This is a genomic window from Streptococcus sp. oral taxon 056 str. F0418 (assembly GCF_000220065.1).
Classification (GTDB): Bacteria; Bacillota; Bacilli; order Lactobacillales; family Streptococcaceae; genus Streptococcus.
Genome location: NZ_AFQU01000001.1, coordinates 633,816 through 660,068 on the forward strand (window position 1 = coordinate 633,816; position 26,253 = coordinate 660,068).

21 protein-coding genes and 2 pseudogenes are annotated in these 26,253 nt (G+C 37.2%); 7 read left to right on the forward strand and 16 right to left on the reverse strand.

Features of this window, described 5'->3' with window-relative positions:
- Positions 1–44: 44 nt before the first annotated feature.
- Both pfkA and HMPREF9182_RS03180 read right to left on the reverse strand, forming a co-directional pair.
- Positions 45–1,055 carry a 6-phosphofructokinase gene (gene pfkA, locus HMPREF9182_RS03175; RefSeq protein WP_009443300.1) on the reverse strand — a complete coding sequence of 337 codons (1,011 nt, stop codon included), beginning with the start codon at positions 1,053–1,055 and terminating at the stop codon, positions 45–47.
- A gap of 71 nt (positions 1,056–1,126) precedes the next feature.
- Positions 1,127–4,228 (reverse strand): DNA polymerase III subunit alpha, encoded by a 3,102-nt coding sequence (locus tag HMPREF9182_RS03180; protein WP_009754606.1) that lies wholly within the window; start codon positions 4,226–4,228, stop codon positions 1,127–1,129.
- A gap of 359 nt (positions 4,229–4,587) precedes the next feature.
- Between HMPREF9182_RS03180 and HMPREF9182_RS03185 the strand changes: the two genes are divergently transcribed.
- The gene (locus HMPREF9182_RS03185; protein WP_009443072.1) at positions 4,588–5,292 is read left to right on the forward strand and encodes an ABC transporter ATP-binding protein; all 705 of its coding nucleotides are present in this window, start codon (positions 4,588–4,590) and stop codon (positions 5,290–5,292) included.
- Positions 5,293–5,303: 11 nt separating this feature from the next.
- Positions 5,304–6,110 (forward strand): hypothetical protein, encoded by an 807-nt coding sequence (locus HMPREF9182_RS03190; protein ID WP_009443281.1) that lies wholly within the window; start codon positions 5,304–5,306, stop codon positions 6,108–6,110.
- Positions 6,111–6,158: 48 nt separating this feature from the next.
- Here HMPREF9182_RS03190 and HMPREF9182_RS03195 read toward each other — a convergent pair whose 3' ends face one another.
- The 13 genes and pseudogenes from HMPREF9182_RS03195 to HMPREF9182_RS03255 all read right to left on the reverse strand — a co-directional run bounded on the left by HMPREF9182_RS03195 (position 6,159) and on the right by HMPREF9182_RS03255 (position 19,134).
- Positions 6,159–7,013: a DUF4300 family protein gene (locus HMPREF9182_RS03195; protein ID WP_009444009.1), complete on the reverse strand. Its 855-nt coding sequence runs from the start codon at positions 7,011–7,013 to the stop codon at positions 6,159–6,161.
- 34 nt (positions 7,014–7,047) lie between these two features.
- Positions 7,048–7,590, reverse strand: a complete 543-nt coding sequence (locus HMPREF9182_RS03200) for a ClbS/DfsB family four-helix bundle protein (RefSeq protein WP_009754779.1) — start codon at positions 7,588–7,590, stop codon at positions 7,048–7,050.
- Positions 7,591–7,648: 58 nt separating this feature from the next.
- Entirely contained in the window at positions 7,649–8,146 is a 498-nt protein-coding gene (locus HMPREF9182_RS03205) for a hypothetical protein (RefSeq protein WP_009443737.1), read from the reverse strand.
- Positions 8,147–8,232: 86 nt separating this feature from the next.
- On the reverse strand, positions 8,233–9,990 hold the full coding sequence (locus tag HMPREF9182_RS03210; protein WP_009443887.1) for a glycoside hydrolase family 13 protein: 1,758 nt from the start codon (positions 9,988–9,990) through the stop codon (positions 8,233–8,235).
- A gap of 297 nt (positions 9,991–10,287) precedes the next feature.
- The gene (locus tag HMPREF9182_RS03215; protein WP_009754908.1) at positions 10,288–10,959 is read right to left on the reverse strand and encodes a CPBP family intramembrane glutamic endopeptidase; all 672 of its coding nucleotides are present in this window, start codon (positions 10,957–10,959) and stop codon (positions 10,288–10,290) included.
- A gap of 198 nt (positions 10,960–11,157) precedes the next feature.
- Positions 11,158–12,036 (reverse strand): aminoglycoside phosphotransferase family protein, encoded by an 879-nt coding sequence (locus HMPREF9182_RS03220; RefSeq protein WP_009754785.1) that lies wholly within the window; start codon positions 12,034–12,036, stop codon positions 11,158–11,160.
- Between the two features lie 343 nt (positions 12,037–12,379).
- Positions 12,380–12,559: a hypothetical protein gene (locus HMPREF9182_RS03225; protein WP_009443778.1), complete on the reverse strand. Its 180-nt coding sequence runs from the start codon at positions 12,557–12,559 to the stop codon at positions 12,380–12,382.
- Positions 12,560–13,052: 493 nt separating this feature from the next.
- A complete protein-coding gene (gene sodA / locus HMPREF9182_RS03230; RefSeq protein ID WP_009754609.1) occupies positions 13,053–13,658 on the reverse strand; it encodes a superoxide dismutase SodA in 606 nt (201 codons plus the stop codon).
- Between the two features lie 72 nt (positions 13,659–13,730).
- Positions 13,731–14,768, reverse strand: a complete 1,038-nt coding sequence (holA, locus tag HMPREF9182_RS03235) for a DNA polymerase III subunit delta (RefSeq protein WP_009754280.1) — start codon at positions 14,766–14,768, stop codon at positions 13,731–13,733.
- A gap of 56 nt (positions 14,769–14,824) precedes the next feature.
- A pseudogene (locus tag HMPREF9182_RS03240) lies at positions 14,825–17,064 on the reverse strand (DNA internalization-related competence protein ComEC/Rec2).
- A complete protein-coding gene (locus HMPREF9182_RS03245) occupies positions 17,048–17,707 on the reverse strand; it encodes a helix-hairpin-helix domain-containing protein (protein WP_009443540.1) in 660 nt (219 codons plus the stop codon). The pseudogene HMPREF9182_RS03240 and the gene HMPREF9182_RS03245 overlap by 17 nt, the downstream one beginning before the upstream one ends.
- Before the next feature lie 82 nt (positions 17,708–17,789).
- On the reverse strand, positions 17,790–18,320 hold the full coding sequence (locus tag HMPREF9182_RS03250; protein WP_009754733.1) for an HXXEE domain-containing protein: 531 nt from the start codon (positions 18,318–18,320) through the stop codon (positions 17,790–17,792).
- Between the two features lie 73 nt (positions 18,321–18,393).
- Entirely contained in the window at positions 18,394–19,134 is a 741-nt protein-coding gene (locus HMPREF9182_RS03255; RefSeq protein ID WP_037602966.1) for a lysophospholipid acyltransferase family protein, read from the reverse strand.
- Between the two features lie 130 nt (positions 19,135–19,264).
- On the opposite strand from HMPREF9182_RS03255, the gene HMPREF9182_RS03260 reads away from it, so the two are divergent.
- From HMPREF9182_RS03260 to HMPREF9182_RS11120, 5 genes and pseudogenes are all read left to right on the forward strand, one after another.
- Positions 19,265–21,610, forward strand: a complete 2,346-nt coding sequence (locus HMPREF9182_RS03260; protein ID WP_009754965.1) for a cation-translocating P-type ATPase — start codon at positions 19,265–19,267, stop codon at positions 21,608–21,610.
- Positions 21,611–21,730: 120 nt separating this feature from the next.
- Positions 21,731–22,477 (forward strand): tRNA1(Val) (adenine(37)-N6)-methyltransferase, encoded by a 747-nt coding sequence (locus HMPREF9182_RS03265; RefSeq protein ID WP_009443164.1) that lies wholly within the window; start codon positions 21,731–21,733, stop codon positions 22,475–22,477.
- Positions 22,467–22,724: a GIY-YIG nuclease family protein gene (locus HMPREF9182_RS03270; protein ID WP_009754629.1), complete on the forward strand. Its 258-nt coding sequence runs from the start codon at positions 22,467–22,469 to the stop codon at positions 22,722–22,724. Before HMPREF9182_RS03265 ends, HMPREF9182_RS03270 begins: the two co-directional genes overlap by 11 nt.
- Positions 22,721–23,596, forward strand: coding sequence for an acyltransferase (locus HMPREF9182_RS03275; RefSeq protein ID WP_009443735.1), 876 nt, complete (start codon positions 22,721–22,723; stop codon positions 23,594–23,596). The genes HMPREF9182_RS03270 and HMPREF9182_RS03275 overlap by 4 nt, the downstream gene beginning before the upstream one ends.
- 259 nt (positions 23,597–23,855) lie before the next feature.
- A pseudogene (locus HMPREF9182_RS11120) lies at positions 23,856–25,118 on the forward strand (transposase); the annotation flags it as partial.
- 168 nt (positions 25,119–25,286) lie between these two features.
- On the opposite strand, the gene HMPREF9182_RS03280 reads toward HMPREF9182_RS11120, so the two are convergent.
- Entirely contained in the window at positions 25,287–26,033 is a 747-nt protein-coding gene (locus HMPREF9182_RS03280) for a DeoR/GlpR family DNA-binding transcription regulator (protein WP_009754796.1), read from the reverse strand.
- Positions 26,034–26,253 lie beyond the last annotated feature (220 nt).

A 26,253-nucleotide genomic window follows, 5' to 3' on the forward strand; every position in this document is an offset into this window, starting at 1 on the left:
TGAAACTCCTTTTTTATATTTAGCCTTTTTGACTTTTATAACAATTAAATAGAAATACTACGATTCAAGCGAGACAAGTCTAAATCTGCCTTGTGCGGATTATTAACAATAATCTTTCCATCAGCGCTTAGACTGAAAAGTGCGCCTTCTTCTGCAGTTCCAAGAATCGGGTTTTCAACCATTTTCTCATTGCGGATACCAACAGCAACTCCACCAATACCGTTCTTCAATAATTCAACTGCGTGTGCTCCCATACGTGAAGCAAGAACACGGTCACGTGCAGTTGGTGAACCACCACGTTGGATATGACCAAGCTCTGTTACACGAAGATCACTTGTATCTCCAGCTTCCTTGAGCTTTTTACCAAATTCATCTGCTGACATGACGCCTTCTGCTAGGACGATGATATTGTGTTTTTTACCAGTTTCATAGCCACTCTTAATACTTGCTACAATATCTTCAATTTTGAAGCCTTCTTCAGGAACAATAATCTCATCTGCACCAGTAGCAATACCTGCCCATAGCGCGATATCTCCTGCATTACGTCCCATAACCTCAACAACAAATGTACGACGGTGACTTGATGACGTATCACGAATTTTATCAATAGCTTCCATAGCTGTGGTTACAGCTGTGTCAAAGCCAATCGTAAAATCTGTCCCTACAATATCGTTATCAATCGTTCCAGGTACTCCGACTGCTGGGAAACCATGTTCTGTCAGACGCATCGCTCCGTGATAAGAGCCATCTCCACCGATAACTACGACACCTTCAATGCCATGTTTTTTCAACTGCTCAATTCCTTTAAGTTGCCCTTCTTTTTGTGCAAACTCAGGGTAGCGAGCAGAGTGAAGGAAAGTACCACCACGAGAAATGATATCTCCTACTGATGCGGCAGTCAATGGGTGGATTTCTCCAGCAACCATACCAGCGTAACCATCATAGATACCGTATACTTCCATTCCTTCAGAAATTGCCTTACGAACAACTGCTCGAATAGCAGCATTCATACCAGGGGCATCTCCACCACTGGTCAAAACAGCAATACGTTTCATTCGTTTATGCTCCTTTTTCTTTTAACATTCTTTCTGATTATATCACAAACTTAGGGAAAATTCTTCCTTTTTTATCGATAAATCGTTTTCATTACAAATTTTTGTAAGGCTTGCTGCAGAGCAGTAGATTTTTCTACTGAAAACTGCGGTGCAGAAACAGTTTGTCCGTCATATTGATAATGTAACACCACCGAAATATCTCCTGGGAATTGTTGAAGAATTTCAGCAACTTCTTTATCAAAGTCGTGATTTTCTAATTGAATCCAAAAGCGCTCTGTACTAGCACTTCTTACTTCAGATAAAATCATCTGAAGACGACCATCTCGCTCCTGAATCCTACCGCTTAAATAATAGATTCCATTTTCTTTGATACGATTAGCTAAGGATTTATAAGTATCTGGAAACAGTGTCACATCTAATTTCTTTATGGTATCACTCACTTGTAGAAAGGCCATATTTTCGCCATTTTTTGTTCGGATAACCTTGATGCTTTGCACTTCAACTAGAATAGTAGCTCTGCTATTTTCAGTTAAATCAGAGATCCACGAAAATGGTAGAGTTGATGTCCTTGCAACCACCATCAAGGGGTGCTCACTTAGGCCAACACCAAGAATATGTTGCTCTAGCGCAAACTTCTCAACCTGATTATAGTCTTCTACTTCTGTCCAAGAATAGCTAGTATTTGCAAATAGACTGCCTAATTCTTCCACAAAAATAAATAGATTTGATAAATTTGATACAATCTTCCGGCGATTGGGCTCAAAACAACCAAAAAGGCCAATCTGAACAAGTGGGGTCAATAATTGTTCCTTGCGGTATTGGGCAGGTAAACGCAAAACAAAATCCTCAACACCTGAAAAGGGACGATTTTCTATTATCCAGTATGCCAGATCACGTGGAAATCCCTTGATATTTTTCAAACCAAGATAAATCTGACGCTCTTCGAACTTATCCAGATAAGGAATCGTATTAATAGTCAAGGGTGCGACTTTAAAACCTGAACTTAAGGCATCCACTACATAGTCACTGCTAGAATAATTCAAAAGAACATCAAAAAATATTTCTGGATAATGTGCTTTGAAATAGGCAAGTTGAAAAGCCAAAGCTGAATAAGCGTAAGCATGACTACGGTTGAATCCATAGCCAGCAAACTTTTCCATGATCGCAAAAACTTCTTTCGCTTTCGTTTCAGAGTGACCTAGCTTCATTGCCCCCATGACAAAGTCTTCTTCCATTCGGTGCATTTCAGCAGCATTTTTCTTTCCCATTGCTCTGCGTAAAATATCGGCTTTCCCAAGACTAAATCCACCAAAACGCTGGGCAACCTGCATCACCTGCTCTTGATAAAGCATAATGCCATAAGTTGGAGCTAATATATCAGCTAGGCTTTCATCAATTAACTCCACCTCTTCTAAGCCATGCTTTCTCTTGACAAAATTATCTATATAATCACTTGCTCCAGGACGATTAAGTGAGGTTGTTGCGACAACTTCTTCAAAGCGAGAAGGCTGAATCCGTTTAAGTAAGTTGATAGCGCCTGGCTGTTCAAATTGAAAAATCCCCTTAGTATCGCCTGCAGAAAAAAGCTCTAAAGTATCTTTATCTTCCAAGTCAATTGTTGCAATATCAATGTCTATTTCATATTTTTGTAAAACTGATTCTTTCATGCGTTGGACAAAGGTCAAATTGCGCAAACCTAAGAAGTCCATCTTTAACAATCCGTTACTCTCAACAGCATGGGCGTCATATTGAGTAATGTACATATCTTCCCCATATTTGAGTGGGATATGATCCGTCAAATCGTTATCGCTCATAACCACTCCAGCAGCATGTATAGAGGTTTGACGAGGATTACCTTCTATGCTTTTAGCGATTTCAAAAGCTTTTTTATACTCTAACTTACTATTAATGATCTGGCGAAAGGTTATATTTTTTTCATAAGTAGCGCTTAAACTATCCCCAAATCTTATTTTTTTCGTGATATTAGTTAATTCATATTCTGGTAGACCAAAACGCTTAAAGACATCTCGAATGGCCTGTTTAGCACCAAAAGTCGAGTAAGTCACAATCTGGGCAGCATGCATTGTGCCGTAGCGATCACGAACATATCGGATAAACTCTGGACGATACACATCAGGAATATCAATATCGATATCCGGCATCGTAAAGCGTTCAAGATTGAGAAATCGTTCAAAAAGCAAGTTGTTTTCTACAGGATCAATTCCCGTAATTTCTAAAGCATAAGCTACCAAACTACCTACAGCAGAACCGCGACCCATTCCCATATAATAACCTTGACTTCGACCAAAACGTAGTAAATCCCAGACAATAAGGAAGTAGTCATCAAAGCCCATTTGATGGATGACATCTAATTCTTTCTGCAAACGCTCTTTATAACGATGGGCAGATAATCCTCGCTTAGCCAATCCACTCTCTGCTCTCTCACGCAACTCCTCATCTGCTGGCCGTTCCGGATTAAAACGGGGTAACTTCAATTCAGTATCAATATCATAGAAAATATCGCGAACTAAGTTGTCCAGATTAGAGATACTATCTGGAAAATTCTGTTCAAAAATCCCTCTCAGCTGCTCGGGAGGTAAAAAATATTCAGAATGAGACAGCTGACCGACTTCTCTAAGACTAGTATTATCTTTGATAGCTTGAAGCATTTGTAAGATCTCCAAATCCCCCCTATCAAAATATCTTACAGTATAAAGAGGCAGAACTGGCTTCGCAAAATCCTGAGGTGGGGTCGTTGGAAAAACACCAATATAATAATCAATATCCAACTCCAGTTCTTCTATTCCAGGATAAGCAGGTACAATGACTGCTATTCCTTCTAGTAAACCTCTGGTATCCTCCCAATGATTCTTATCCAACATTTTGGCAGTTGAAATCTTCATAAGGTTGCGATAGCCCTGACTATTGGTCGCTAACAAACGCAGAGGCAATGGCTTGCTATCCTTTATAAGTTCCAGGTCCAATCCCAAAATACCTTGAATTCCAGCGTTTTTGGTTTCTTCTAAGAAATGATAGCCTGCGTAGAGATTATCCACATCCATAATCCCTAAATGACTATAGCCAAATTCTTTTGCTTTTTCTACATATTTTTTAATAGAAATGAGGCTATCCATAAAAGTATAAACTGTTTTAGTATCTAATTGTGCAGTCATCGGCCTCTCCTTCGTTTGTCTTATCTTTTTTCTATTATACTAGAATTCAAAAAAAGAAGAAACAAAATAAGGACAAAAATAAACGAGAAAACCGAACGTTTTCTAAGGAAGTTTGATTTTTTATAAGGTAAGCTTTATAATATATCTAAAGCTTTTTGTTTTAGATAAGCTTTTGAAACATTGTTTCTACAAGAAATATAAGATTTTCTAACTTTATTTCATGGCCTATGCAATGAAACGAGTTAAATCTGCCCTAAACGCTGTGTAAAAATAATAAACTTCCTTACGTTCATCGAACGAATCGGCTGTTTCCTATTTTTATTTTGTTTTTACGGACTTTATATCTTAAGGAGGTTTTTATGTCTACTTCTTCTTTGCTTCGTTTGGAGCATGTTCAAAAAAATTACGGAAAGACACCAGCTCTTTCGAATGTCAATCTAGATATCCAATCTGGTAGAATTGTCGGCTTACTTGGACCAAACGGTAGTGGTAAAACAACGATCATCAAACTGATTAATGGTTTGCTTCAGCCTACAGCTGGTCAGGTCCTTATACATGGGGCAAAGCCTTCTCCTGAATCTAAAAAAGTTATTTCTTATTTGCCTGATACGACTTATCTAGGTGAAAATATGCGCATCAAAGAAATCTTTGCTATGTTCCGCGATTTTTATTCAGACTTTGACGAAGAAAAGGCTAATCAACTTTTAAATGATTTAAATTTAAAATTAACAGATCGTTTGAAAAACCTTTCTAAAGGAAACAAGGAAAAAGTTCAGTTAATTTTAGTTATGAGCCGTAAAGCAGATCTCTATGTATTAGACGAACCGATTGGTGGAGTTGACCCTGCAGCCCGGGACTACATTTTAAAAACAATTATCCAAAATCGTTCTTCTGATTCTTCTGTTCTCATTTCAACTCACCTTATCTCAGATATTGAAGATATTTTAGACGATGTTATTTTTATCAAAGATGGTGAAATTCTTCTCCAAGAAGATGCCCAAGAACTGCGACAAAAACATAACGAATCAATCGACCATATCTTCCGTGATCAGTTTAGAATTTAAAGGAGAAATTTATGTTTGGGAAATTATTGAAATACGAATTCAAAGCAACTGGTAAATGGTATGGCATCCTGTTTACTGTTCTAGCAATCGCATCAATCCTACTTGGATTGATGGTAAGTAACATTACATCTGGTGGCACTAGTCTTCAAAACTCTGACACTTTTGGCATTATCTATGGATTCTTCTCTATTATTTTCTTTTCAGCCTGTACAGCTCTAGCTATTTCAAACTTAGTGATTACTGTCAGACGTTTTTATCAAAATATTTATGGACGTGAAGGCTATCTAACTTGGACATTGCCTGCTAATGCTCATCAGATTATTCTTTCTAAGATGACTATGGCTACCATCTGGTATATTGCTAGTATCCTAGGAATCATCTTTAGCTTCATCATTATGATTGCTATCGTAGCAATCGGAAGCGGTGTGGATTTCTTCCAACAATTTGGCGTGCTCTTATCATATATCCCAACTGTCACGTGGATACAATTCCTCTTCTACTTTATACTTTCTTCTATTTCAGGAGTCCTATTCCTCTATCTTGCTATTTCTATCGGTCAGCTTTTCCAAAACCATCGCGTTTTGATGGCTTTTGTTTCTGTATTTGTCCTATGGATTATTTTTGGAACTCTTGGAAATGCCATATATAATGCTAATCCATTTAGCTATCTCATTAATTCTATCTACTCAATTAGTTATCACGGAACTCCTGCTATTGCTTTTAGCTATCTAGCAGCTTATATCTATGAAATTATCAAAATCCTACTCTTCTATCTAGGTATTTACTATATTACACAAACAAAATTAAATCTAGAATAAATATGATAATCATAAATCCATTCAGTATCTACTGAATGGATTTTTTAGTTATTTTAAAAGACTATCTTCCACAACTTTCTCATTATCCATGATAAAGGGCTTAGCCAGTCCTTCCCCTGTGTAGTCCTTATATTTGGTCTGCAAATACTTATAGCAGTCTTCTTTGCTGACAAATTTTATGGCCTGATAAGGCTCTTCAAAGGTCAGCTTTTCGATAAACAAATATCCGTCTTTATCAGGAATCAAGACGCCGACATGCCCGACAAAGAGAGAGTCGCCGTCAAGATTGTCGTGGACAATGACTGAAAGCATCCGTGCTTTTTCACTAAACTTGAACTGTTTGAAGTATTCCTCCATCTTCTTAGCATGGACTTTTACATCTTGAGTCGCTTCAGTCTTGACTCTTGAAAACAGGATATTAAATTCTTCCTTATCCTTGGCATCAAAGAGCTTCCCCTTGTCAATCGAGTCATTATCAACGAACAAGAGTTCGTCATCTTTTTCTATTTGAGGGATTTCGATGCTATTTTTCAGCAAAGTATAAGTATTAATCCGACAATTTGTCCCGATAAAATCGCCCTTCTTTGCCTGCCACAGAGGATTGATTTTTTCTACATCATATTCGGTTTTGGTAAACTTAGTGAAATCGCCTGTTAATCCAGTAGAACCAACAAGTCCATTGTAGTCATTGACTAGATTGACAAAGTGTTCGACACTGTCTTTATCCAAGTTGGCAGCTAACAGATTCTTAACTTCTTCGACACTCTTTTTACTGTTTAGATTTGAATAAGTCGATGTAGTTTGACTTGTTTCTTTATTTTTCTGCGAACTAGCGCAGGCCGCCAGCCCTAAAGCTATAGCCAAAAAGGCGCAGGACATGATTATTTTACTGTATTTTTTCATTCTTATTTCTCTCTCATTTCTTTTCTTCTACAGACTATTTTGCTTTACAATTTTTCTGATGAGCCTTCAATTTTTTCATGGCCCAGTCATAATGGCTGGAAGTTGCACTTACAAAATAGGAACCTAGTACAGTCCCTCCGACCCATTTATAGACATTTTTTGAAAACAATTCCTCATTTGTAAATGTGTTAGCTAAGCGCAAAACATCTTGATGGGACTGACGAAAGATCTCAGTTGCCTCTTTTAGAGAAGTCTTTTGATGCTTCTTCCAAAATTCCAGATTCAACTCTCCATAAGTCTTCCAGTTATAGGGCGCAGGAAGAAAGGGTTGCTCTTGACCCTTTTGATTGGAGTGCACCCAATTCAACAACAGCTGATGCCATTCATAGAGGTGAATCAAAACATCTCTTACATTTTTATCTCGTCTCCAATGGGCCTCTTTCTTCTTTTCATCCCGAGAAAAATCAAAAGGCGTATTTAACTCTTGATCAGACAATTTGGAAATGAGAGTTTGTAACTTCTCAAAGTTTTCCTTAGCAGCTAGCATCAAATCTTCTTTAGTTTTCGGTCTAGGCATAAGATTGCACTCCTTGCATCTTTCGGCTCTTGGAAATCATTTTGCAAATCATCAGCGTTTATAGGATTTTCTCAATTTCCTTTGCGATTTTACTCTTTTTCAACTTCCTATGTCTAATGTATCTCCATAAAACAGCAGGATTCAAGCTGTAGGACAATTGCAACAGAAAGTAATTCACCCACTCTATAAGAGCAAACATCCAAATCGAAAAAGAAATGATAAACGTAGAAAACTCTCCGTAATTAAATAATATCACAAAAATTCCAGTAGCTAGTAAAATAAAATCCAATTTCTTCAATATCTTGTAAATCTTTCCCGTATACTTTGCAGCAAATCCTGGATTGGAAATCCTCTTGATTAAAATCAACCAAAAAACGGATCCTTGTATCAAGATAAAAGTTAGGAGAAACAAGGAGAAAGAAATAGAAATGAAGGCTTTAGTAGTGAGAATCCACTTTTTAAGCAAGAAAAAATTCATCCAAAATACTACAACAGCTGCCAATTCCCCGCTAGCTAGATTAATCAGCCTTTTCTTCAGAAGCTCTTTTGATTTCATCTTACACCTCCATGAAAAAATTCTAACACTTTTAAAGAAGGAATTTTTAAGACCTTGTTTGTCCGAATTCCTTTGTTTCTACTTCATTACCTTTTAGACTCATCACAATAAACTACAAATCCCTTTGGTAAGATGACAAGTTGCTGGTCATCAGTTTGGCAATGGCTCATTAAATCTGCTGAATCTCTGTCTAAGAGATAATTCTCCTTGGACTGATTAAAAATGGCTTGGATTACTTGATGATCATGTTCCCACTCTAAAGCCAGTACATAAGGTTCGATTTCTTCTAGACTATATTTCCCATACTGAATAATGTCCGCAACATCTTTGCGAAGCTGAATCAAGTTCTTCATAAAATTGAGCATGTCACTGCTACTAGAAACCCGGTCCCAAGGCATGACCCGTCTACAATCCGGGTCCATACCTCCGCCCAATTCTAGCTCAGTCCCATAATAGATACAAGGTGTTCCTCTTTGTAAAAAGAGAAAGGCGAGTGCGGATTTGACCAGCTGGATATCTCCCTTAGCAGTCGCTAGAATACGCTCCGTATCATGCGAATCCAAGAGATTAAACATGACCTCAGAAATCTGCTGCTTGTAATACATAGACTGGCAATTGATCTCAGCTATGAATTGACTGGTCTTCTTGCTCCTACTCAAAAAGTAATCCTTGATACTATCCGATAGAGGATAGTTCATGACAGCGTGAAACTCATCTCCATTTAACCAAGGCTGAGAGGTATACCAAACCTCTCCAAGAATATAAAGGTCAGGCTTTTTGGCCAAAACAGCCTTGCGGAAATCTCGCCAGAATTGATGATCAATCTCATTTGCCACGTCCAATCTCCAAGCATCAATATCAAAATGTTCAATCCAATAGGTCGCAACGCTTAAGAGATAGTCTTTCACCTCAGGATTTGCCGTATTTAACTTAGGCATATAGCTGGCAAAGGCAAAGGTATGATAAGGGAGTTCTTTGGGGTTTACAGATTTGTCATTCGTCACTGGGAACTCTTGAATATGGAACCAGTCTTTATACGCTGACTTTTCACCATGCTTGAGAACATCTTGCCATTGAGCGGATTGATCGCCCATATGATTGAAAACCGCATCCAGCATGACCTTCATGCCACGCAGATGAGCTTGCTCCACCAGTTGACGAAAGGTTTCCTTGTCCCCAAAGTGTTGATCAATTTCAAAGTAATCTGTCGTATTGTACTTGTGATTACTTGGCGATTCAAAGATGGGACAGAGATAAAGCCCTGTAATCCCTAGTTCTTGCAAATAATCAAGATGATCAATAATTCCTTGTAAATCCCCACCAAAGAAATCACTGCTTTTAGGTCTGATAGACGAATCCCAATCCAAAGCTCCTTCTGGCGAAAGTTCAGCATTTCCATTTGCAAAACGTTCTGGGAAAATCTGATACCAGACCGTTTTTGAAACCCAGTCTGGAACCTGGCAGCCATCGATTTCGTGAATATAAGGGAGTTTAAAGCCATTGCCTTCTAAAGCAAGGTTTTCTGGACTATTGTCAGCGAAACCTTTAACTCCATACAAGATGCTTTGACCTTCTTTATCCTTAAGCTCAAACAGATACTGGAGGCGAGCAAAGCGCACAGAGACAGCTACTTGCCAATAATCAAATAAGGCATCAGAGGTCACTTTGACCATCTCTTTCGCATCTTCATAAGAATCCTCAAGAAAGATAAAGGGATCGCCATAGTGCAAAACGATTTTCTCTATATCCTCTTTCTTAGTCCTTATTCTGATATGAACTTGACCTTCTTTATAAAGATAGGCATACTCCGACTCCGGTCTATGATAAATGGCTGTTAATTCCATACTTTTCATCTCCTAGATTTCTCTGTTTAAACTCATCGCAACTTTATGCAAACGATTCCAAAATCTAGCCCTAGTATACTATTTTAAAAAAATGATTGCAAGCTATTGTTTAAGTTTGGGGATAAAAGGTATAGCAGATAATATTAAAAAGCCTTGGAGACAGGCTTTTAGTTATTCAAGTTTTTAGAAAGATTCCTCACTTTTCTGAATCAAGTCACCTAGCCCATTTTTACTGATAGTTACCATTTTCAACCTATAATAAAAATCCTTTATTAGCTAGATGACATTGAAATCTTTCTAGCTATACATCATTAGCAAAAGAATTCCTGTTGCATTGCCAAGAATATGAGAAAGTGCAGAAATCAAACAATTCCCAGACTTTTTATAAATCATTGCATAGATGATACTATCAACAAAAATCATGAAAACATCGTAGCTTACAAGTCCAATGCTTCCACTAGAAATATGAGCTATCGCAAACAATAAAGAAGATAGAATGGCACAAAGCCAAAATGGTAGAATTCTCATTGACTTACCAAGAAAGAAACCTCTCCATGCAATTTCTTCCCCCAAGGCTGCGATTACTATTTGAACCATAAGGATTGGTATTTTATCAAAGGATAACATCCCATTCGTTCTTCCCAAAACATGACTAGTAAAAGCGCCCTTAAATACCATATCGCCAATAAGCAAAGTTGCTGCAGCAGATCCTACAGGAAGCAAGATCAAAAGAATTACTCCTTGTTTTTTCAGATCATCGAAAAATGATTTAAAGCGCAAGCCCGATTCTATATGTGATTTTTTATCAAAATGTTCAAGAACAAAGAAAAAGAGAATACCAATCAGTACAGTGAGACCTGATAAAGAAAGTTCAGGTATTATCTTTGTCAAAGAAAACACTGCCATTAGAAATAAACCAATGATTGTAGTATAAAAATACTTTCTATCAATTTTAGCAGAATCAGTCAAAACAATATTCCTCCTTGATTTAGTAAGATGACATCTCATAGTCAACTGCAAATCTACTTTACTATATTTTAGATTTATAATCAACCAGAGCTCTTTTCTCTTCCTCTTTAAATCCATTTTCTATTAAAGAGAATTATACTCGTTATAATCTGAGCAAGTAATCATGGCATAATTTTTTCCAAATTGATATTCCAACGCTTATTTAGTGTTATTCTTGTTCATATACCAACTTGGGACTAGTCGGTTCATATCATCATACCATTCTAAAATTTCCTTAGCTTGATTTTGCATTACTGATACTTCTTCTTCTCCATAAGAAATAGCCCATGGAAGAGCTCCAACTATGTTACTTAGAATGTAAATTGCGAGAAGTTTCCAAAATAAATCTGGAACCTTGTCATCAAAATATCCATCTATCATACCTGATGAGAAAGCAGGAGATATTTGAGCTGACCACACGATACGATTGAACTCCTCCCAAGGATCTCCAAAGTCAAAACGATCAAAGTCAATCACATAAATCTCTGGATCTTCTCCAATCATGAAATTCCCAATATGGTAATCCCCATGTTGGAAAACTTGGGGTCTATTCTTTAGCAGTTCACGGTTTTCATTTAAAAAATCAATAAAGACTTGCCCACTTTCATATTGGATGGGACATTCTTTGTATTTGGAGATTTTATCGTCAATTTTTCGATTAAAAAAGATTTCCCAGTCTTCACAAACTTCTGTAGTAGGAATTGTATGAATCTTTCTAAGTATTCTTCCTGCTTCTATCCCGTAAGTGTATTGTTGTTTTTCTGAATAAGTTAAAATGCTATCTATTGCATCTCTTCCATCTATCCACTCGTATATAGAATGTACTTCGTCACCGCAGAGTTCAAATTTAATCGGTTTACTCATACGAACTCCAAGAGAAGCAACTTTCTCCATCATATCAAATTCAATTTTCTTAGAATCTAACTTCTCTTTATCAGAAACACGCAATAAATATTTTTGCTGGTTCTGGTTTGTAACACAATATTTTTTATCATCTGACCAGCCTTTATTTATAGCTATCTTACTAATAAACTCCATTAATAACTCCTTGATTAACTTTACAATATTAGTATATTCTTAACTAAGAATAATTCTATTTACTTCCTGAAATCCAATATTAATTAGCACTCAATTCATTTCCACTAGGAATTTCAATACCTAAATACTGCCCATTTAACCTTCATAATAACTAGATTATCTCCAAGCGCACCTTTATCCAAATCTAAAATTCCTTCTAAAAATCTGACGCCTCCTCCATAAGCTTAAACAAGTGTATCTAAATAATCTACTGGAAGGACTTATTCTTTAGAAAGTAAAACATCCGAATCTACAACTTCTATGTAACTTTTTTTGAGGAAGTGATCATTCTTGCTAATTCTCGCTACTCCATTTTCAAAAAAGTTATTGTGATTTTTTCTATATCTGCTTGACTCACTTCTTTACCTGTCAACAGATCCTTGCCGGCCTCATTGATATAAACAGAGCGCTTCTCCATAAACTGTGGATCAAAACAGACTAACTGGCTTTGTGTTCTCCAATTGAAAGTATCGATAAATGGCATAGCTGTATTCTTCCCTCTGAGCCGTACTTCTTCTGAAATTGCCTATTAATCCCCAATCAATTGCACCTGTTAAATTTTTCAAGAATGGATAAGTCTTTTTCAGTTACCTTTGGTTTGCTTAGTCTATTTTCTTCTTTTTAGAAGCTGGAAGATGTTTTAAACTAGACTCCAATGGTTGGTGCTTTACTTCACGATAGCGGATTAATATAGCCTGGCGCGTACCAGCTCTTTCGCGTCTCTAACAAAATTGTTTGGGTAAATGAGTTATAAGATTTGATGACTCCGCCAAACTCCGCTTCTAGCTCTGTCCATGACAACTTAAATAGGCACTTTTCAAGATCTGCTTGACTTCTGTTAAGGCCGCTGGTTGATAGGTTGTCAGCGAGAGGATGTCTGATAAAAAAGCTTTTTCGCCAATCATCACTGGAATTTCGTAGCTAGTGTCATTATCATATATAAAAAAGTGACTCTTTGTAGAGTCACTGTTACGCGTTTATTTTGCTGCTGCGTAAAGCTCGTTTACTTTATTCCAGTTAATAACTGAGAAGAAAGCTTTGATGTAGTCTGGACGAACATTGCGATATTTCACGTAGTAAGCATGTTCCCAAACATCCAAACCTAAGATTGGTGTTTTACCATCAGAAATTGGTGTATCTTGGTTAGCAGTTGAAACAACTTCAAGCTTGCCTTCTTTATTGACAACTAACCAAGCCCAACCTGAGCCAAAGCGAGTCGTTGCTGTTGCTGTAAATGCTGCTTTGAAATCTTCAAATGAACCAAAAGTAGCATCAATATCTGCTGCTAATTCTGCTGAAGGCGCAGTTTCTTCTGCTGTCATTAACTCCCAGAAAAGAGCATGGTTGAGATGTCCACCACCGTTATTGATCACTGCTTGGCGAATATCAGCTGGAATAGAGTTCACATCAGCCAATAATTTTTCCAAGTTTTCACCAATTTCAGGGTGCTTTGCAAGTGCTGCATTAACATTTGTTACATATGTATTATGGTGTTTGTCATGATGCAAATGCATTGTTTCTGCATCGATGTATGGTTCTAAAGCATCATAAGCGTAAGGCAGTTCAGGTAAAATAATTGCCATTTGTAAAACCTCTTTTTCTTTATTTAATATGAAAATGATAACGCAATCATTCCGTTTTTTCAACTATTTTGCTTACAAATTGGTAGTCGCAATCTTAAGCAAAGCTAGATCAAATAGATAATCTTTATCATAGAGGCCGGATTTAATCTGATAATCCGTTTCAATTAAGCAAGCTACTGCTTTCTTTAAAAAAGAAAGACTTAACGAACGAACATCTCTCATGGCAAATTTGACTTGGTAGGGATTAACCTTCCGTCCTAAATAATCAGATAAATCCGACACAATCTGGCTCTCTGCTCGGCCATTTTCAGCTAATAACTTGACCTGAGTAAAGATGCGAAACTGTCCTAGCATAACAGCTATAAGCTTTATCTCATCCTCACCCTGGAGAGTCAAATCTCTCACTAAGCTCCTTGCTTCATCAATCTTTTGGTTTAAAATAAACTGAGTCAAGTCAAAAATATTATCTTGCAAGGTTTTAGGTATCGCATCTTCGATGTCTTTTAAATCGATTTCACCAGCGTCTTTGTAACTTTTTAAAAAGGCTATGTTTTTGCTGATTTCACTGAATTGAAAACCAGACTTTAAAAGAAGCTGATCAAAAGCAGGTGGAGAGAAGTGCAACCCTTCTGCTTGAGCAACTTTATTAAAGTAGTCTCTCAGGTCTTGCTCTTTCAGTTCTGATGCCTCAAAAACCTGGGCATCTCGCTTTAATAATTTGACAATTCTTCGTTTGCTATCTAGCTTTCCTTCTGCTAAAATAATCAACTTCGTCGTCTCAACAGGATTTTCTAAATAAGCTTCAAAAGACTTGAGCTCTTCGTCTGTCATGTGACGTTTTTTGGCTGTTGTGAGATCTACAAAATGATCGAGAATCATAATTTTCTCATCTGAAAAAAAAGGCAAACTAACCAAGTCTAATTCTACTTGCTTGTAATCTGCCTCTTTCATATCAAACAAGGCAACGTTTAAATCAGCGGTATTAAACTGAATCTGCTTTAACAATTGTTCTTTTAATAACTCAAATTGCCCCAAATCCTCTCCTGTGACTACAGTCAGCGAAGGCAGATTCTTTTGATTTATTTTTTTGATGGCTTCAATTGCTAGCAAAGATTTTCTCCAATCATGTATGTTCAGCTACCATTATACCATATCGCAAGCAAGTTTTACCTAACGGTCTCTACTTTCCAAGAATTCCAGCCCCTAAAACGAATCGCCCCTTGCTCATCTGTCCTAAAAATCTTTATCTGTCTATCAGAAAAGCGTTCCATTGTTTCTTTATGAGGATGTTGATAACGGTTGTTTTTTCCTGCTGAAATCAATGCTATTTTTGGTTCTAAATGCGCTAAGAATTCTGGACTAGAAGAACCTTTTGATCCATGATGACCAGCCTTTAGCACATCTACCTTTAAGTTTGGGTAGGTGTTGATAATCCGCTCTTCTCCTGGAATTTCTAAATCGCCTGTAAAGAGAAATTTTGTCCGAAAAAATTCGCCATATAAAACAACCGAATCATTATTGCCTCCATCTCCCTGCTCAAATGGGTACAAAACTTCCAAAGCTGAATCAAAAATAGGCAGACGTTCTCCGACTTCTACTACGTTGATGTTTGCCTTCATTTTTTGCAATTTCTCTACAAAATCTGGCTGAGTCATACTCCCTTTAGAGACATAAATTTTTTGAATTGTAAAATGTTTGGTCAACTCCAGCATATCCCCCATATGGTCAGTGTCAGTATGCGTCAGCACCAAACTATCCAATTGATTAACTCCTCTACTTTTCAAATATGGAATCAGCGTTGTTTCAGCATTCGCTTTTTTTATACGCTCTTGCCAAGGTTCTTTTTTGCCAATCTCTACACGCCCACCTGTATCAATCAAAATCGTTCGACCTCGTGTATCCCTTAAAAAAATACTGTCTCCTTGTCCAATATCAACGATTGTGATTTCATTTTGCAAGGGGTGTTTGTTTATAAAAAATAACAAAGCCACAATTAAACTTAGACCAAACAGAATTTTTTTCTTTTTCCTAAAATCATAAATCAAAGCAAGAATGAATAATAAAGAGAAAAGGAGAACTAAATTAGGCTGACCAAAAACCAATGGTCTGGATGATATGCTAGCTATCCAATGAATCAATGCTTCCAGCCATTCGAAAAAAATATTGAGTTGCCCAATCACTAAAAAGGGCGACAAGAGAAAGACAAGACTCAAAACAGGCAACATAAACGTATCAAAAATGAAAGAAAAAGAAAAGTTAACAAAATAGACCACGGCTGAAATTCCGCAAAATAGTAGAGTAAAATCGGCAGAATTCCTAAAGAAATACAAAAACTTTCTAGCAAAATCCTACGATAACCTTCTTGCCCTTCAACATTTAACATGGTAATAATAAAAGCATAAGTACAGGACAAGACCCCGCCTGTCGTTAGAAGAAAATGCGGCATCACAAACATTAATACAACCAAGGTCAAAGCAAAATTATCTAGTTTTGTCACGCCATGCTGAGACCATAATTTCTGTATGAGGCTTCGTACAACGGATATAGAAAATCCTGTCAAACCTGCATAAACAAAAGAAGACGGAATTTGTATCCAGTTAACCCACTCAACTTTGAAACCTATGCGCAGAAGCACCTTTCGAAAAATATCCATGAAAAATCCAACCTGCATTCCAGATAAGGCGAAGAGGTGTATAATACCTAAGCTAGAATACAGATCACTCATCTCTGCAAAATCAACATCTAAATCGCCAAATAAAAGTCCTGTCATATAGTGACTCATAGGACTTGGAAAGGTTGATTTTATGGAGACTAGAGCCTTTCTACGTAAAGTAGACAACCAGTCAAAAGGATTTAAAGATTTGCTTACACAACCGTTAATAATTCGACTGATTTTCACGGTCCGATAAATCCCTTGCGTTTTCAGATATGCTTGGTAATTAAAACCAGAGAAATTTCGTTGTCCCTCTGCCAACTTATACTCCCCTTCAATTTCCAAAGTGATCAAATCCGTCACTCTTTGAAAATAATTCTTTTCTGCTGGAGTCCTCAGTTTGTAATAGAGTTGATAGAGTTTGTCATTTATCTTTCCCCGAAAAGATAGAGAGTCGCCATTTACCTTGATCGTATCAGGCAAAACGAGTACTTGATGGGGGGATGCGGGTTCCTTTTTAAGCTCTTGCTCTATCACTTCTCGCCTACCATAAAAAAAGACGGCAAAACAAGTTAGAATGGCAACTGTTGGTAGCCATTTCTTTTTAGGATAAATCCAAATCAATCGGATAAGAAGTAAGAAAAAAGCTAAAAATGCTAAACTTTCCCCGCTATATATCATGAAGTAGAGGCAGACTAATAGCAAGCAGATATAAATCGGAGCTAAGGGTAACTTTCTAATCCACTGTGACATATTCTTTTAACTTCTCAAGTGTTTTGGCACCAATACCTGTTACATTTTTCAAATCATCTACAGACTTAAACTTTCCATTTGCTTCTCTATAGGCTATGATATCTTGAGCTCGCTTTTGTCCAATCCCTGAGATCGTTTGAAAATCAGCTTCTGTTGCTGTATTTAGATTGACCAATCCTGCCTTAGCTTGGCTAGTAGCGTTGCTAGTGCTAGTATTAGTAGTAACATCCACAACATTCTCTCCTACTTTTGCTACGTACACTACAGCTTCATCCACCAATTTTTGAGCTTGGTTGATTGATTTTAAATCTGCTTCATCGGTCATACCACCTGCCTTTACCAAAGCATCATGTACCCGACTACTGGATTTCAATTGATAGACGCCTGGTTTTTTGACTGCACCTTTGACATCAACTGTCACCATTCCTTCGTTTTTATCGCCCTGATCGCTCTCACTTCGTTGTTTGCTTTTTTCAGTTGTGGACGAACTTGAATAGGACGTTTGCTCCATTAGTTGCTGGATATTATTCTCTTGCTTTTGCTCACGTTGTAATATCATAAAGCCAGCTATCACTAACCCTATCAGAGCAATTACGAGTGCTAGCTTATACTGTTTTATCTTTTCCAATACATTTTCTATCATCACTTCTCCTTTACATCAAATTAGTGTTATCTATTTATTCGTAAAAAAAATAAAAAAGCCAAGAAAACTTGACTTTTAATGATTATTTTTCAGCTTTTGTCATCCAATAGATGAAACGCTGAAAATTTCTAACTTGCTTTTGTAGAAATAATAAATTAGTTACTAAGAATATCATAATAACTACACTGAGTGTCAAAAGCAAAGGCCATGCTACTGGATACTGAAACATGTAGACACTAAAAACTATCAATAAAATCGGGAGAGTTGCTGCAGCTGTCAGTCCACCAGGAACCCAACGTTTAAACTTCAGCACTTGAGCAATATGACCAAACAGATGAAGTGTGTGTGCAAAACCAGTCGCTAAGGCCAATTCAAAACTCTGAATTACAATCGATACCAGTAGTAAGAGCACCGCCAAAACAAACTCCTCTGCAATCATAAAAGCGAGACTCTCAGCAGAAGGATAGCTTTCCTTTCGGGCGATAAAAAGTTCTTTCTGATAGCGCTTATCTGTCTGATTTTGCTCAATCCATGGCCTTGTAAAAATGATTTCATCAAATTCATGAATCATAAACAGTGATAAAATGATAAAACACAATAAAGAAACCGCCATATTCTCCTCGTATCATTCTTATTTTTTGACAACTATTCTTGCAGTTTTATAAAGAGGTATATATATCGTTCTCTTATTTTTTATGTTTCTCCGGATCCCAGACAAAACTAGCTATAAAGCTAAAGAGAATGGTCAACAGACCAATGATAGCTGCTGGAATAAAAGCCAACAAGCGCAACACACGCCACAAAATGTTTGGTGCTTTAGCTTTTTGATAAGGAGCAACCTCTGCATCCAGTCGATCAAACTCTGCTTGAATCCGACGTGCTACTTCTTCAATGCCGGCATCATCCATCCGCTTAATATCAGAAATATCAATCGGATTTCCAAAATTCATATCCACTCGTTGACCAGAAGCTAGGCCACTTAAAGACATAGGACCTGCATAAACAGCTGGCATAATCCGAACTTTGGCCATTTTTGCAATAACAGCTACGCCTCCTTTGACATCCGTCGAATGACGGCTACCACTTGGAAACATGATCAAAGAACGATTGCTTTTTTTGAGCATGTTGACAGGGTATTTGATAGCTGAAGGACCAGGATTTTCACGATCAATAGGGAAGGCACCACACATCCGAATCCACCAGCCAAAAATACGATTCTTAAATAATTCTTTTTTAGCCATAAAGATAAATTGCTTTGGCTTGGTTGCAAATGCCATATAAACAGGATCCCACCAGGTTCTATGCGGTGCAACCAAAATATAATTTTCATCCTTAGAAGGAATTTTCTCTAAATTATGATAATGGGCATTCCCGTTTAAAGCCCATAGAATAAACATTACTAACCCTCTTAAATAGGTATAAAACATCATCACAAACCTTTCTATGTTTTCACTTTTTCCATTATACCTCAACCTTCTATCAACTGCAATGTTTTTCCTTTTTAGTTGGAGGCGAATTCCATTAGAAATTTTCCCTAAAAAATGATATGATAGCGACATGGAAAACAAGAAAAACTTTACTGGTTTGACATCTGACCAGGTTTCTGAAAAAATCCAACAAGGATTGGTTAACAATTTTACAGTTAAAACAAGTTCCAGCACTTGGGACATTATTAAACGCAATGTCTTTACACTCTTTAACGCGCTAAACTTCGTCATTGCTCTTGCACTTGCTACCGTTCAAGCCTGGAGCAATATGGTATTCTTTGCAGTCATATCATTCAATGCCTTAACAGGTATTATGACTGAACTTCGAGCCAAGAGAATGATTGATAAACTAAATCTCATGACTCGCGAAGAGATTAGTGTGATTCGAAATGGCCAGCAAGAAAAAATAGATCCTGAAGAAATCGTTTTAGAAGACGTGATTCAGTTGTCAGCTGGAGAACAGGTTCCTAGTGATGCTATTGTACTAGATGGCTTTGCAGAAGCAAATGAAGCTATGCTGACTGGCGAGAGCGATCTTGTCCCCAAAGAAATTGGCGATCAACTGCTATCAGGTAGTTTTTTAACCAGTGGCCAGGTCTTAGCCCAAGTCTCTCAAGTAGGAGCTAATAACTACGCTGCCAAACTGATGTTAGAAGCCAAAACTCTTAAACCACTTAACTCTCGCATCTTGGATTCTTTGAATAAAATAGCCGCTTTTACAGGAAAAATCATTGTTCCTTGTGGCCTAGCTCTCTTTTTTGAAGCCTTGCTCATCAAACAGCTTCCCGTCAAAGATTCAGTTATTAACTCATCCACAGCTCTTTTGGGGATGCTACCAAAAGGCATTGCCCTACTGACCATCACCTCTCTCTTAACAGCCGTTATCAAGCTGGGAATGCGCAAGGTCCTAGTACAAGAAATGTACTCTGTCGAGACCTTAGCACATGTTGATATGCTTTGTTTAGATAAAACAGGAACTATTACTGAAGGTAAGATGAAAGTCGAGCAAGTCTATCCCTTATCAGAATCTATCTCTTCAGAGACAATTTCAGATATTTTAGCTAGCTATATGGCCAATAGTGATGATAAAAATCCTACTGCACAAGCCATTCGTAAAAGATTTCCTTCAGCCCAAGCAAAATATCAAACTTCAAACACAATCCCATTCTCTAGTGACCGAAAATGGGGAGCCATGGAAATGGAAGCTTTTGGGACTATCTTCCTAGGAGCACCAGAAATCCTGCTACATCAACAAAATCTAAAACCCGTTCAAGAAGCCCAAGAACGTGGCTCTCGTGTTCTGGCTCTGGCTTCTAGTACTGACAAACTTAACCACCAGCATATGGCTCTGCCCCAGCAGATCGAAGTATTGGCCATCCTTGAAATCTCAGACCCTATCCGAGAAGGCGCCGCAGACACCCTTGAATACCTCCGCTCCCAAAATGTCCAGCTCAAAATTATTTCTGGTGACAATCCGATTACTGTTTCAAACATTGCAGCCAAGGCTGGCTTTGAGAACTATCAAAGCTATCTTGACTGTTCAACTGTCACAGATACTGACTTGGTTGCTACCGCTGAAGAAACGGCAATCTTTGGTCGTGTATCTCCACATCAAAAAAAGCTCATCATACAAACTCTGAAAAAAGCAGGTCATACAACAGCCATGACTGGAGACGGGGTGAACGATATTCTAGCCTTGCGTGAAGCAGACTGCTCGATTGTCATGGCCGAAGGAGATCCTGCTACACGGCAGATTGCCAATCTCGTTCTCCTTAACTCAGACTTTAATGATGTCCCCGAAATTCTCTTTGAAGGTCGGCGCGTGGTAAATAACATTGCCCGTATCGCTCCTATTTTCTTGGTGAAGACTATTTACTCCTTTATCTTAACCATGATTTGTATCTCCAGCATTTTGTTAGGAAATAAAGAATGGCTTCTAGTCTTTCCTTTTATCCCAGTGCAAATCACCCTCTTTGACCAATTTGTCGAAGGATTCCCTCCTTTCGTACTCACCTTTGAGCGTAATATCCGTCCGGTAGAGCCTAAGTTCCTTAAAAAGGCAATTTTCAAAGCCCTACCAAGCGGACTCATGGTTGTTTTTAGCGTCTTATTTGTGCGAATTTTCGGTTCTCACAATGGCTGGAGTTCTCTTGATATGTCAACCGTCTCTTACTACTTACTAGGAACCATCGGCTTTCTTTCTGTAGCACACGCTTGTATTCCACTCAATCTTTGGAGAATCCTTCTCATTATCTGGTCTATTGGAGGATTCTTTGGAACAGCCTACCTACTACGTGACTTTATTGAAATAGGTACATTAACAAGTCAAACAGCTCCTGTATTCCTTTGCTTAGCAATCATTTTTGCAATGGTCTTTACTCTGTCCAATCATATTCAACGACAACGTGAGAAATAGGTCATTCCACCATCGAATACTTAAATCAATCATCTATAAGAAAGAGTTTTAAAAAGAAAGAGTTTTAAAACTTTTTTCTTCTGTATGGATTCACTACCCTAAACGTGCTATAATAAAAGTATGAAAAATGCAGTATTAAAAGATGGGGAACGGCTTGATCAGCTCTTTTCTACAGATGTCAAAATCATTCAAAATCGAGAAGTCTTTAGCTATTCTATCGATAGCGTCCTACTCTCTCGCTTCCCTAAATTACCCAAACGTGGATTGATTGTAGACCTATGCGCTGGAAATGGCGCTGTCGGTTTATTTGCTAGCTCTTATACTCAAGCATCAATCATAGCAGTTGAAATCCAAGAACGGCTAGCTGACATGGCAGAACGCTCTATTCAATTCAATCAGCTCAGCCAACAAATGCAGGTCATCCACGACGATCTCAAAAATCTCCCTCAATATATCCAAGGAAATAAGGTCGATATGATTTTTTGTAATCCGCCTTATTTCAAAGTTGACAAGCATTCCAATCTAAATGAGAGTGAACACTATCTTCTGGCCCGCCATGAAATATCAACCAACCTTGAAGAAATCTGTTCCGTTGCTCAACGTACTCTTAAGTCGAATGGCCGTATTGCAATGGTGCATAGACCTGACCGCTTTTTAGACATTTTAGATATAATGAAAGCTCACCATCTAGCACCTAAGCGCATCCAATTCGTCTATCCAAAAATTGGAAAAGAAGCCAATATGCTCCTGATTGAGGCCATCAAAGACGGCTCTCGTGATGGTTTAAAAATATTGCCACCGTTAATTATTCATGAAGAGGATGGCAGTTATACTCCTGAAATTTACGAGATTTACCATGGAAACTAAAGCCTATATGTATGTATTAAAATGCAGTGATGGAACACTTTATACCGGCTACACCACAAATATCCAAAAGCGACTTACGGTGCATAACTCTGGCAAAGGTGCCAAATACACACGTGTAAGACTTCCCGTAACACTACTTTATTACGAAAAATTTCCAAATAAATCTGCAGCTATGTCAGCAGAAGCTTTGTTTAAAAAGAAAAGTAGGCAGGAAAAGCTGGCTTATATAAAGAAAGGTAAAAAATGACTGAAAATATTACACTCCCATTTAACGATCCTCAATATATCATATCTATCGCACCGAACGCTACTGTAAAGATAGGCGAATCTTTTACAATCCGACCTTTTTCTTCAATCGAAGCTATGCCAAATGCTAACTTAATAATTGGTAATCGAGTTTTTTTTAATAACTTTTGCAGCATCCGTTGTTCCAAAGAAATTACTATTGGAGATTTCACCATGTTTGGTGATGGGGTTAAATTATTCGATTTTAATCATGAATATTCTAACTATCATATCGAACCCCTCACTTTTTCTTCTGAACCAATCAATATTGGGAAGCACTGTTGGATTGGGGCTAACTCTGTGATTCTTAAAGGAGTGAGCATTGGCGACAATGTCATTATCGGCGCCAATTGTCTTATTTACCAAGATATACCTGCAAATTCTATTGTTACGCATAAAGAGGGCTTGACTATTAAAAATCGACAACAAGCCAAATACCATGCTTTTACCTATACTTTCTCAGATCATTTAGAAAATCTAGGAATCTTGCTTCAAGCATTGCCTGAAGTTGATTTCCATGTTGCTGCTCCGACAGATGCTTCTGCTTATTTAAAAGACTTCTCAAGATTTCCTAATTTTGTGCTCTATACTCATGCTACGAATCCGGCTTTTATTGATGATCTTTTGAAAAGATCCGATTTTTATTTAGATATTAATCATTCATCGGAAGTTGAACAAATTATCAGTCGGGCCGTTTCTACTCAAAAAAGAATTTTCTCTTTTGATACAGTAGTTCATCAACCTAATAAAACAGATTATATCTGTCCCGCTCAAGAACCACAAGCTCTAGTCTCCATCATTAAAGATTTTTTGTCTAGCATTGACCAATACTGAACTGAAAATGAGTTCAAGTTCCGTCTATAGGCCTTCAAACTCTATGAAACATTTTCAAACAGAACCTTTACGCTTAAAGACAGAGGTATCTTTTAAAAGAAAAATAAATCCGAAAGACTAACTTATATCAAAAAAGAAATTTGAGCAAAAAACTGTTCAAATCAGACTAAAGTCAAAGTCCCTATTACACAAATTTCTATAAACTTTTCTTTATATAAAGTCGTGTAATAGAGATAAGAACAGTTGTGAGGTGTTATCTATGTTTCACAAACAAACCTCTTATAATTGCTACCAACATAACTTCTATACGATAGACAAATGGGTCAAAAAAAGATCTCCTTCTTTGACAAGTAGATTCTTCAATTGACTCTATCTACAAATCAATTGAAGAAACCTATACCCCTGATAATGGTCGTTCTATCCTAGATCCAGTTCTATTAGTCAAAATTCCTTTGTTTCAATGCTTTGATAACCTTCACTCTATATAACCAAACCATTAAAGAAATTGAGGTAAAAGTAGCTTATTGTTTGCTTCATAATCTAACCTTGGATGACAATGTCTCCCATTTTACCACATATGAAAAAAACTTACTGTTCTCGCTTTCAAGACGAAGAATTGATTTCTGAAATTTTTTCAAGGATGCTTAATCGAGTTTTATTTGCTGGTTTAATGGTTTCTTCTGAAATACTAGTGGATGACTCCCCTATAAGTCGGCGATTAATGGCCTTAATTATCACCTTAATTATCATAAGGACATAGTTAGCTAACGAACTAATTGATGAGTGAAATTGGAAATTGAGATTAATCTATATAGGAGAAATCATGAAAAAGTCCTTAAAATTCACAAAAGAAAGCGAGGTCAAGGAAAATCGCAACTACAGATCCCGAGAGCGAAAGATTCCACAAAGCAATATTTGCCTATTCTGCCCAAGTAGTTTATGATAAGCAGGATTGGATCTTAGTATATACACTTGAATCGTGATAACCAGGTCTTTCCTGCTCTTTTTCAAAATTAGAACCTTTTTTCCATACTATATTATTAAGGTATCAGGTTATAAGTCCTCATCTATTATCTATTATTTACTTAAACGAAACGTCCTGTTTCCCCTTATACTTGTCCCAATATAGTAAAAGGGAACCTAAGCTCCAGTGATTTTGTTTATGATAACCTCCATGACTGTTACCTCTGACAAGAGAACCAAATGTTGAGTTATCACATCACAACCCGAAACTGTAAGAGTATTCTAAAAGCATGCGTCACCTGACCTCTAATATCGTTTGTATCCAAAGCTAAAATTCTCAAAGAGTAGTGTTGAGATGTTTATGTAAGTGTGTCTTTGAATTTTGTGAAGAGATTTAATATCAAAGAGGGATGAAGAAGCTCTATAAAAAGTAAGTGAGTGACTTTTTGGGCTTGCTCAGGAGTGTCATAACTTTAGATACACAAGATAGAAAGGAAAATCCATGATGGAGAATAGGATTGGGTTTATTTTGTTATGCTTAAATACCCCAAAATTGGTGACATGGATACGCTAATATCTCTTTTTACTTTTCTCTAAATCAGATTTTGGGATGGAATATCAGACGATTCATGAATTTTTTTCAAAAAAACAAACATCATTTCTGGTGTTTGTCTGCGTTCTGAGATTGAGCAGGAAACCTACTCAAATTCTTTTTCTCATTATAACACTATAAAACCTTGGTATATGACCGGTACTTATCTCTCATCCTTTGTGAAATCCGATCATCCGTCACAATACCATCTACATCATCCAAGCGATAGAATGTATAAAAAGAATAACTGTCAAACTTGCTGTTATCTGCGACAATATATTTCTCAATGGCATTATTCAAAATAATCGCATCAGCATTTCCCTCTTCTTCATTGGCCGTCGTTACATTATGCCCATCAATGCCATTAGCACCTATAAAAACCTTGGAAACTTTTATTTCTCGCAATAAATTTATAGCGAACTGTCCCACAAAGGTCTGAGTCTTTAAACGATAACGTCCACCAACCAAGAGGAGATCAAAATTTGGATTATCCTTTAACTTTTCAAAAATAGGCAGAGAATTTGTTACGATATTGACTTTTTTATCTTCTAAATAGTCACCTATAAGAGCTGTTGTCGTACCTGAGCCAATGAAAATAGTATCCCCATCAGAAATAAGATCAGCACATTTACGAGCAATCATCTGCTTTTCTTCTGTATTCAACATCACTTTTTCAGCATGAGAAACCTCAATAAGTCCATCTCGCACCTTTTTATGAGCTCCACCATGCACACGGATCAGAAATCCCTGCTTCTCAAGATCAATTAAATCTCTCCGAATGGTCATATCTGTCACATCTAGGAGTTCTTTTAGCTTCCTTACGGATACTAGGCCAGCACGATCTAATTCCTGCAGAATTAGTCTGTGTCTTCCCTCTTTCATTTTCCTTCTCCTTTCGTTAATCCTTCAATGAGAAAGGGCCACTTACCTCTCATCTTTATCCATCATATCTGATATTGCCATTATTACATTTTTCTAAAACTAAAGATTTATAGGTTCTTCTACGCTTATTATACTACACTTTTTATAAAAGTACAGATTAAAATATGATTTTTACCTGTTTTGTATAAAAATGTCTTTCTTTGTTATAAATGCAAAGCAT

What these genes read in the sequence shown, in the direction of transcription:
- pfkA (WP_009443300.1), bottom strand. Translation starts at nt 1,055, where the DNA reads ATGAAACGTATTGCTGTTTTGACCAGTGGTGGAGATGCCCCTGGTATG.
- HMPREF9182_RS03180 (WP_009754606.1), bottom strand. Translation starts at nt 4,228, where the DNA reads ATGACTGCACAATTAGATACTAAAACAGTTTATACTTTTATGGATAGC.
- HMPREF9182_RS03185 (WP_009443072.1), top strand. Translation starts at nt 4,588, where the DNA reads ATGTCTACTTCTTCTTTGCTTCGTTTGGAGCATGTTCAAAAAAATTAC.
- HMPREF9182_RS03190 (WP_009443281.1), top strand. Translation starts at nt 5,304, where the DNA reads ATGTTTGGGAAATTATTGAAATACGAATTCAAAGCAACTGGTAAATGG.
- HMPREF9182_RS03195 (WP_009444009.1), bottom strand. Translation starts at nt 7,013, where the DNA reads ATGAAAAAATACAGTAAAATAATCATGTCCTGCGCCTTTTTGGCTATA.
- HMPREF9182_RS03200 (WP_009754779.1), bottom strand. Translation starts at nt 7,590, where the DNA reads ATGCCTAGACCGAAAACTAAAGAAGATTTGATGCTAGCTGCTAAGGAA.
- HMPREF9182_RS03205 (WP_009443737.1), bottom strand. Translation starts at nt 8,146, where the DNA reads ATGAAATCAAAAGAGCTTCTGAAGAAAAGGCTGATTAATCTAGCTAGC.
- HMPREF9182_RS03210 (WP_009443887.1), bottom strand. Translation starts at nt 9,990, where the DNA reads ATGGAATTAACAGCCATTTATCATAGACCGGAGTCGGAGTATGCCTAT.
- HMPREF9182_RS03220 (WP_009754785.1), bottom strand. Translation starts at nt 12,036, where the DNA reads ATGGAGTTTATTAGTAAGATAGCTATAAATAAAGGCTGGTCAGATGAT.
- HMPREF9182_RS03225 (WP_009443778.1), bottom strand. Translation starts at nt 12,559, where the DNA reads ATGCCATTTATCGATACTTTCAATTGGAGAACACAAAGCCAGTTAGTC.
- sodA (WP_009754609.1), bottom strand. Translation starts at nt 13,658, where the DNA reads ATGGCAATTATTTTACCTGAACTGCCTTACGCTTATGATGCTTTAGAA.
- HMPREF9182_RS03245 (WP_009443540.1), bottom strand. Translation starts at nt 17,707, where the DNA reads ATGATAGAAAATGTATTGGAAAAGATAAAACAGTATAAGCTAGCACTC.
- HMPREF9182_RS03250 (WP_009754733.1), bottom strand. Translation starts at nt 18,320, where the DNA reads ATGGCGGTTTCTTTATTGTGTTTTATCATTTTATCACTGTTTATGATT.
- HMPREF9182_RS03255 (WP_037602966.1), bottom strand. Translation starts at nt 19,134, where the DNA reads ATGTTTTATACCTATTTAAGAGGGTTAGTAATGTTTATTCTATGGGCT.
- HMPREF9182_RS03260 (WP_009754965.1), top strand. Translation starts at nt 19,265, where the DNA reads ATGGAAAACAAGAAAAACTTTACTGGTTTGACATCTGACCAGGTTTCT.
- HMPREF9182_RS03265 (WP_009443164.1), top strand. Translation starts at nt 21,731, where the DNA reads ATGAAAAATGCAGTATTAAAAGATGGGGAACGGCTTGATCAGCTCTTT.
- HMPREF9182_RS03270 (WP_009754629.1), top strand. Translation starts at nt 22,467, where the DNA reads ATGGAAACTAAAGCCTATATGTATGTATTAAAATGCAGTGATGGAACA.
- HMPREF9182_RS03275 (WP_009443735.1), top strand. Translation starts at nt 22,721, where the DNA reads ATGACTGAAAATATTACACTCCCATTTAACGATCCTCAATATATCATA.
- HMPREF9182_RS03280 (WP_009754796.1), bottom strand. Translation starts at nt 26,033, where the DNA reads ATGAAAGAGGGAAGACACAGACTAATTCTGCAGGAATTAGATCGTGCT.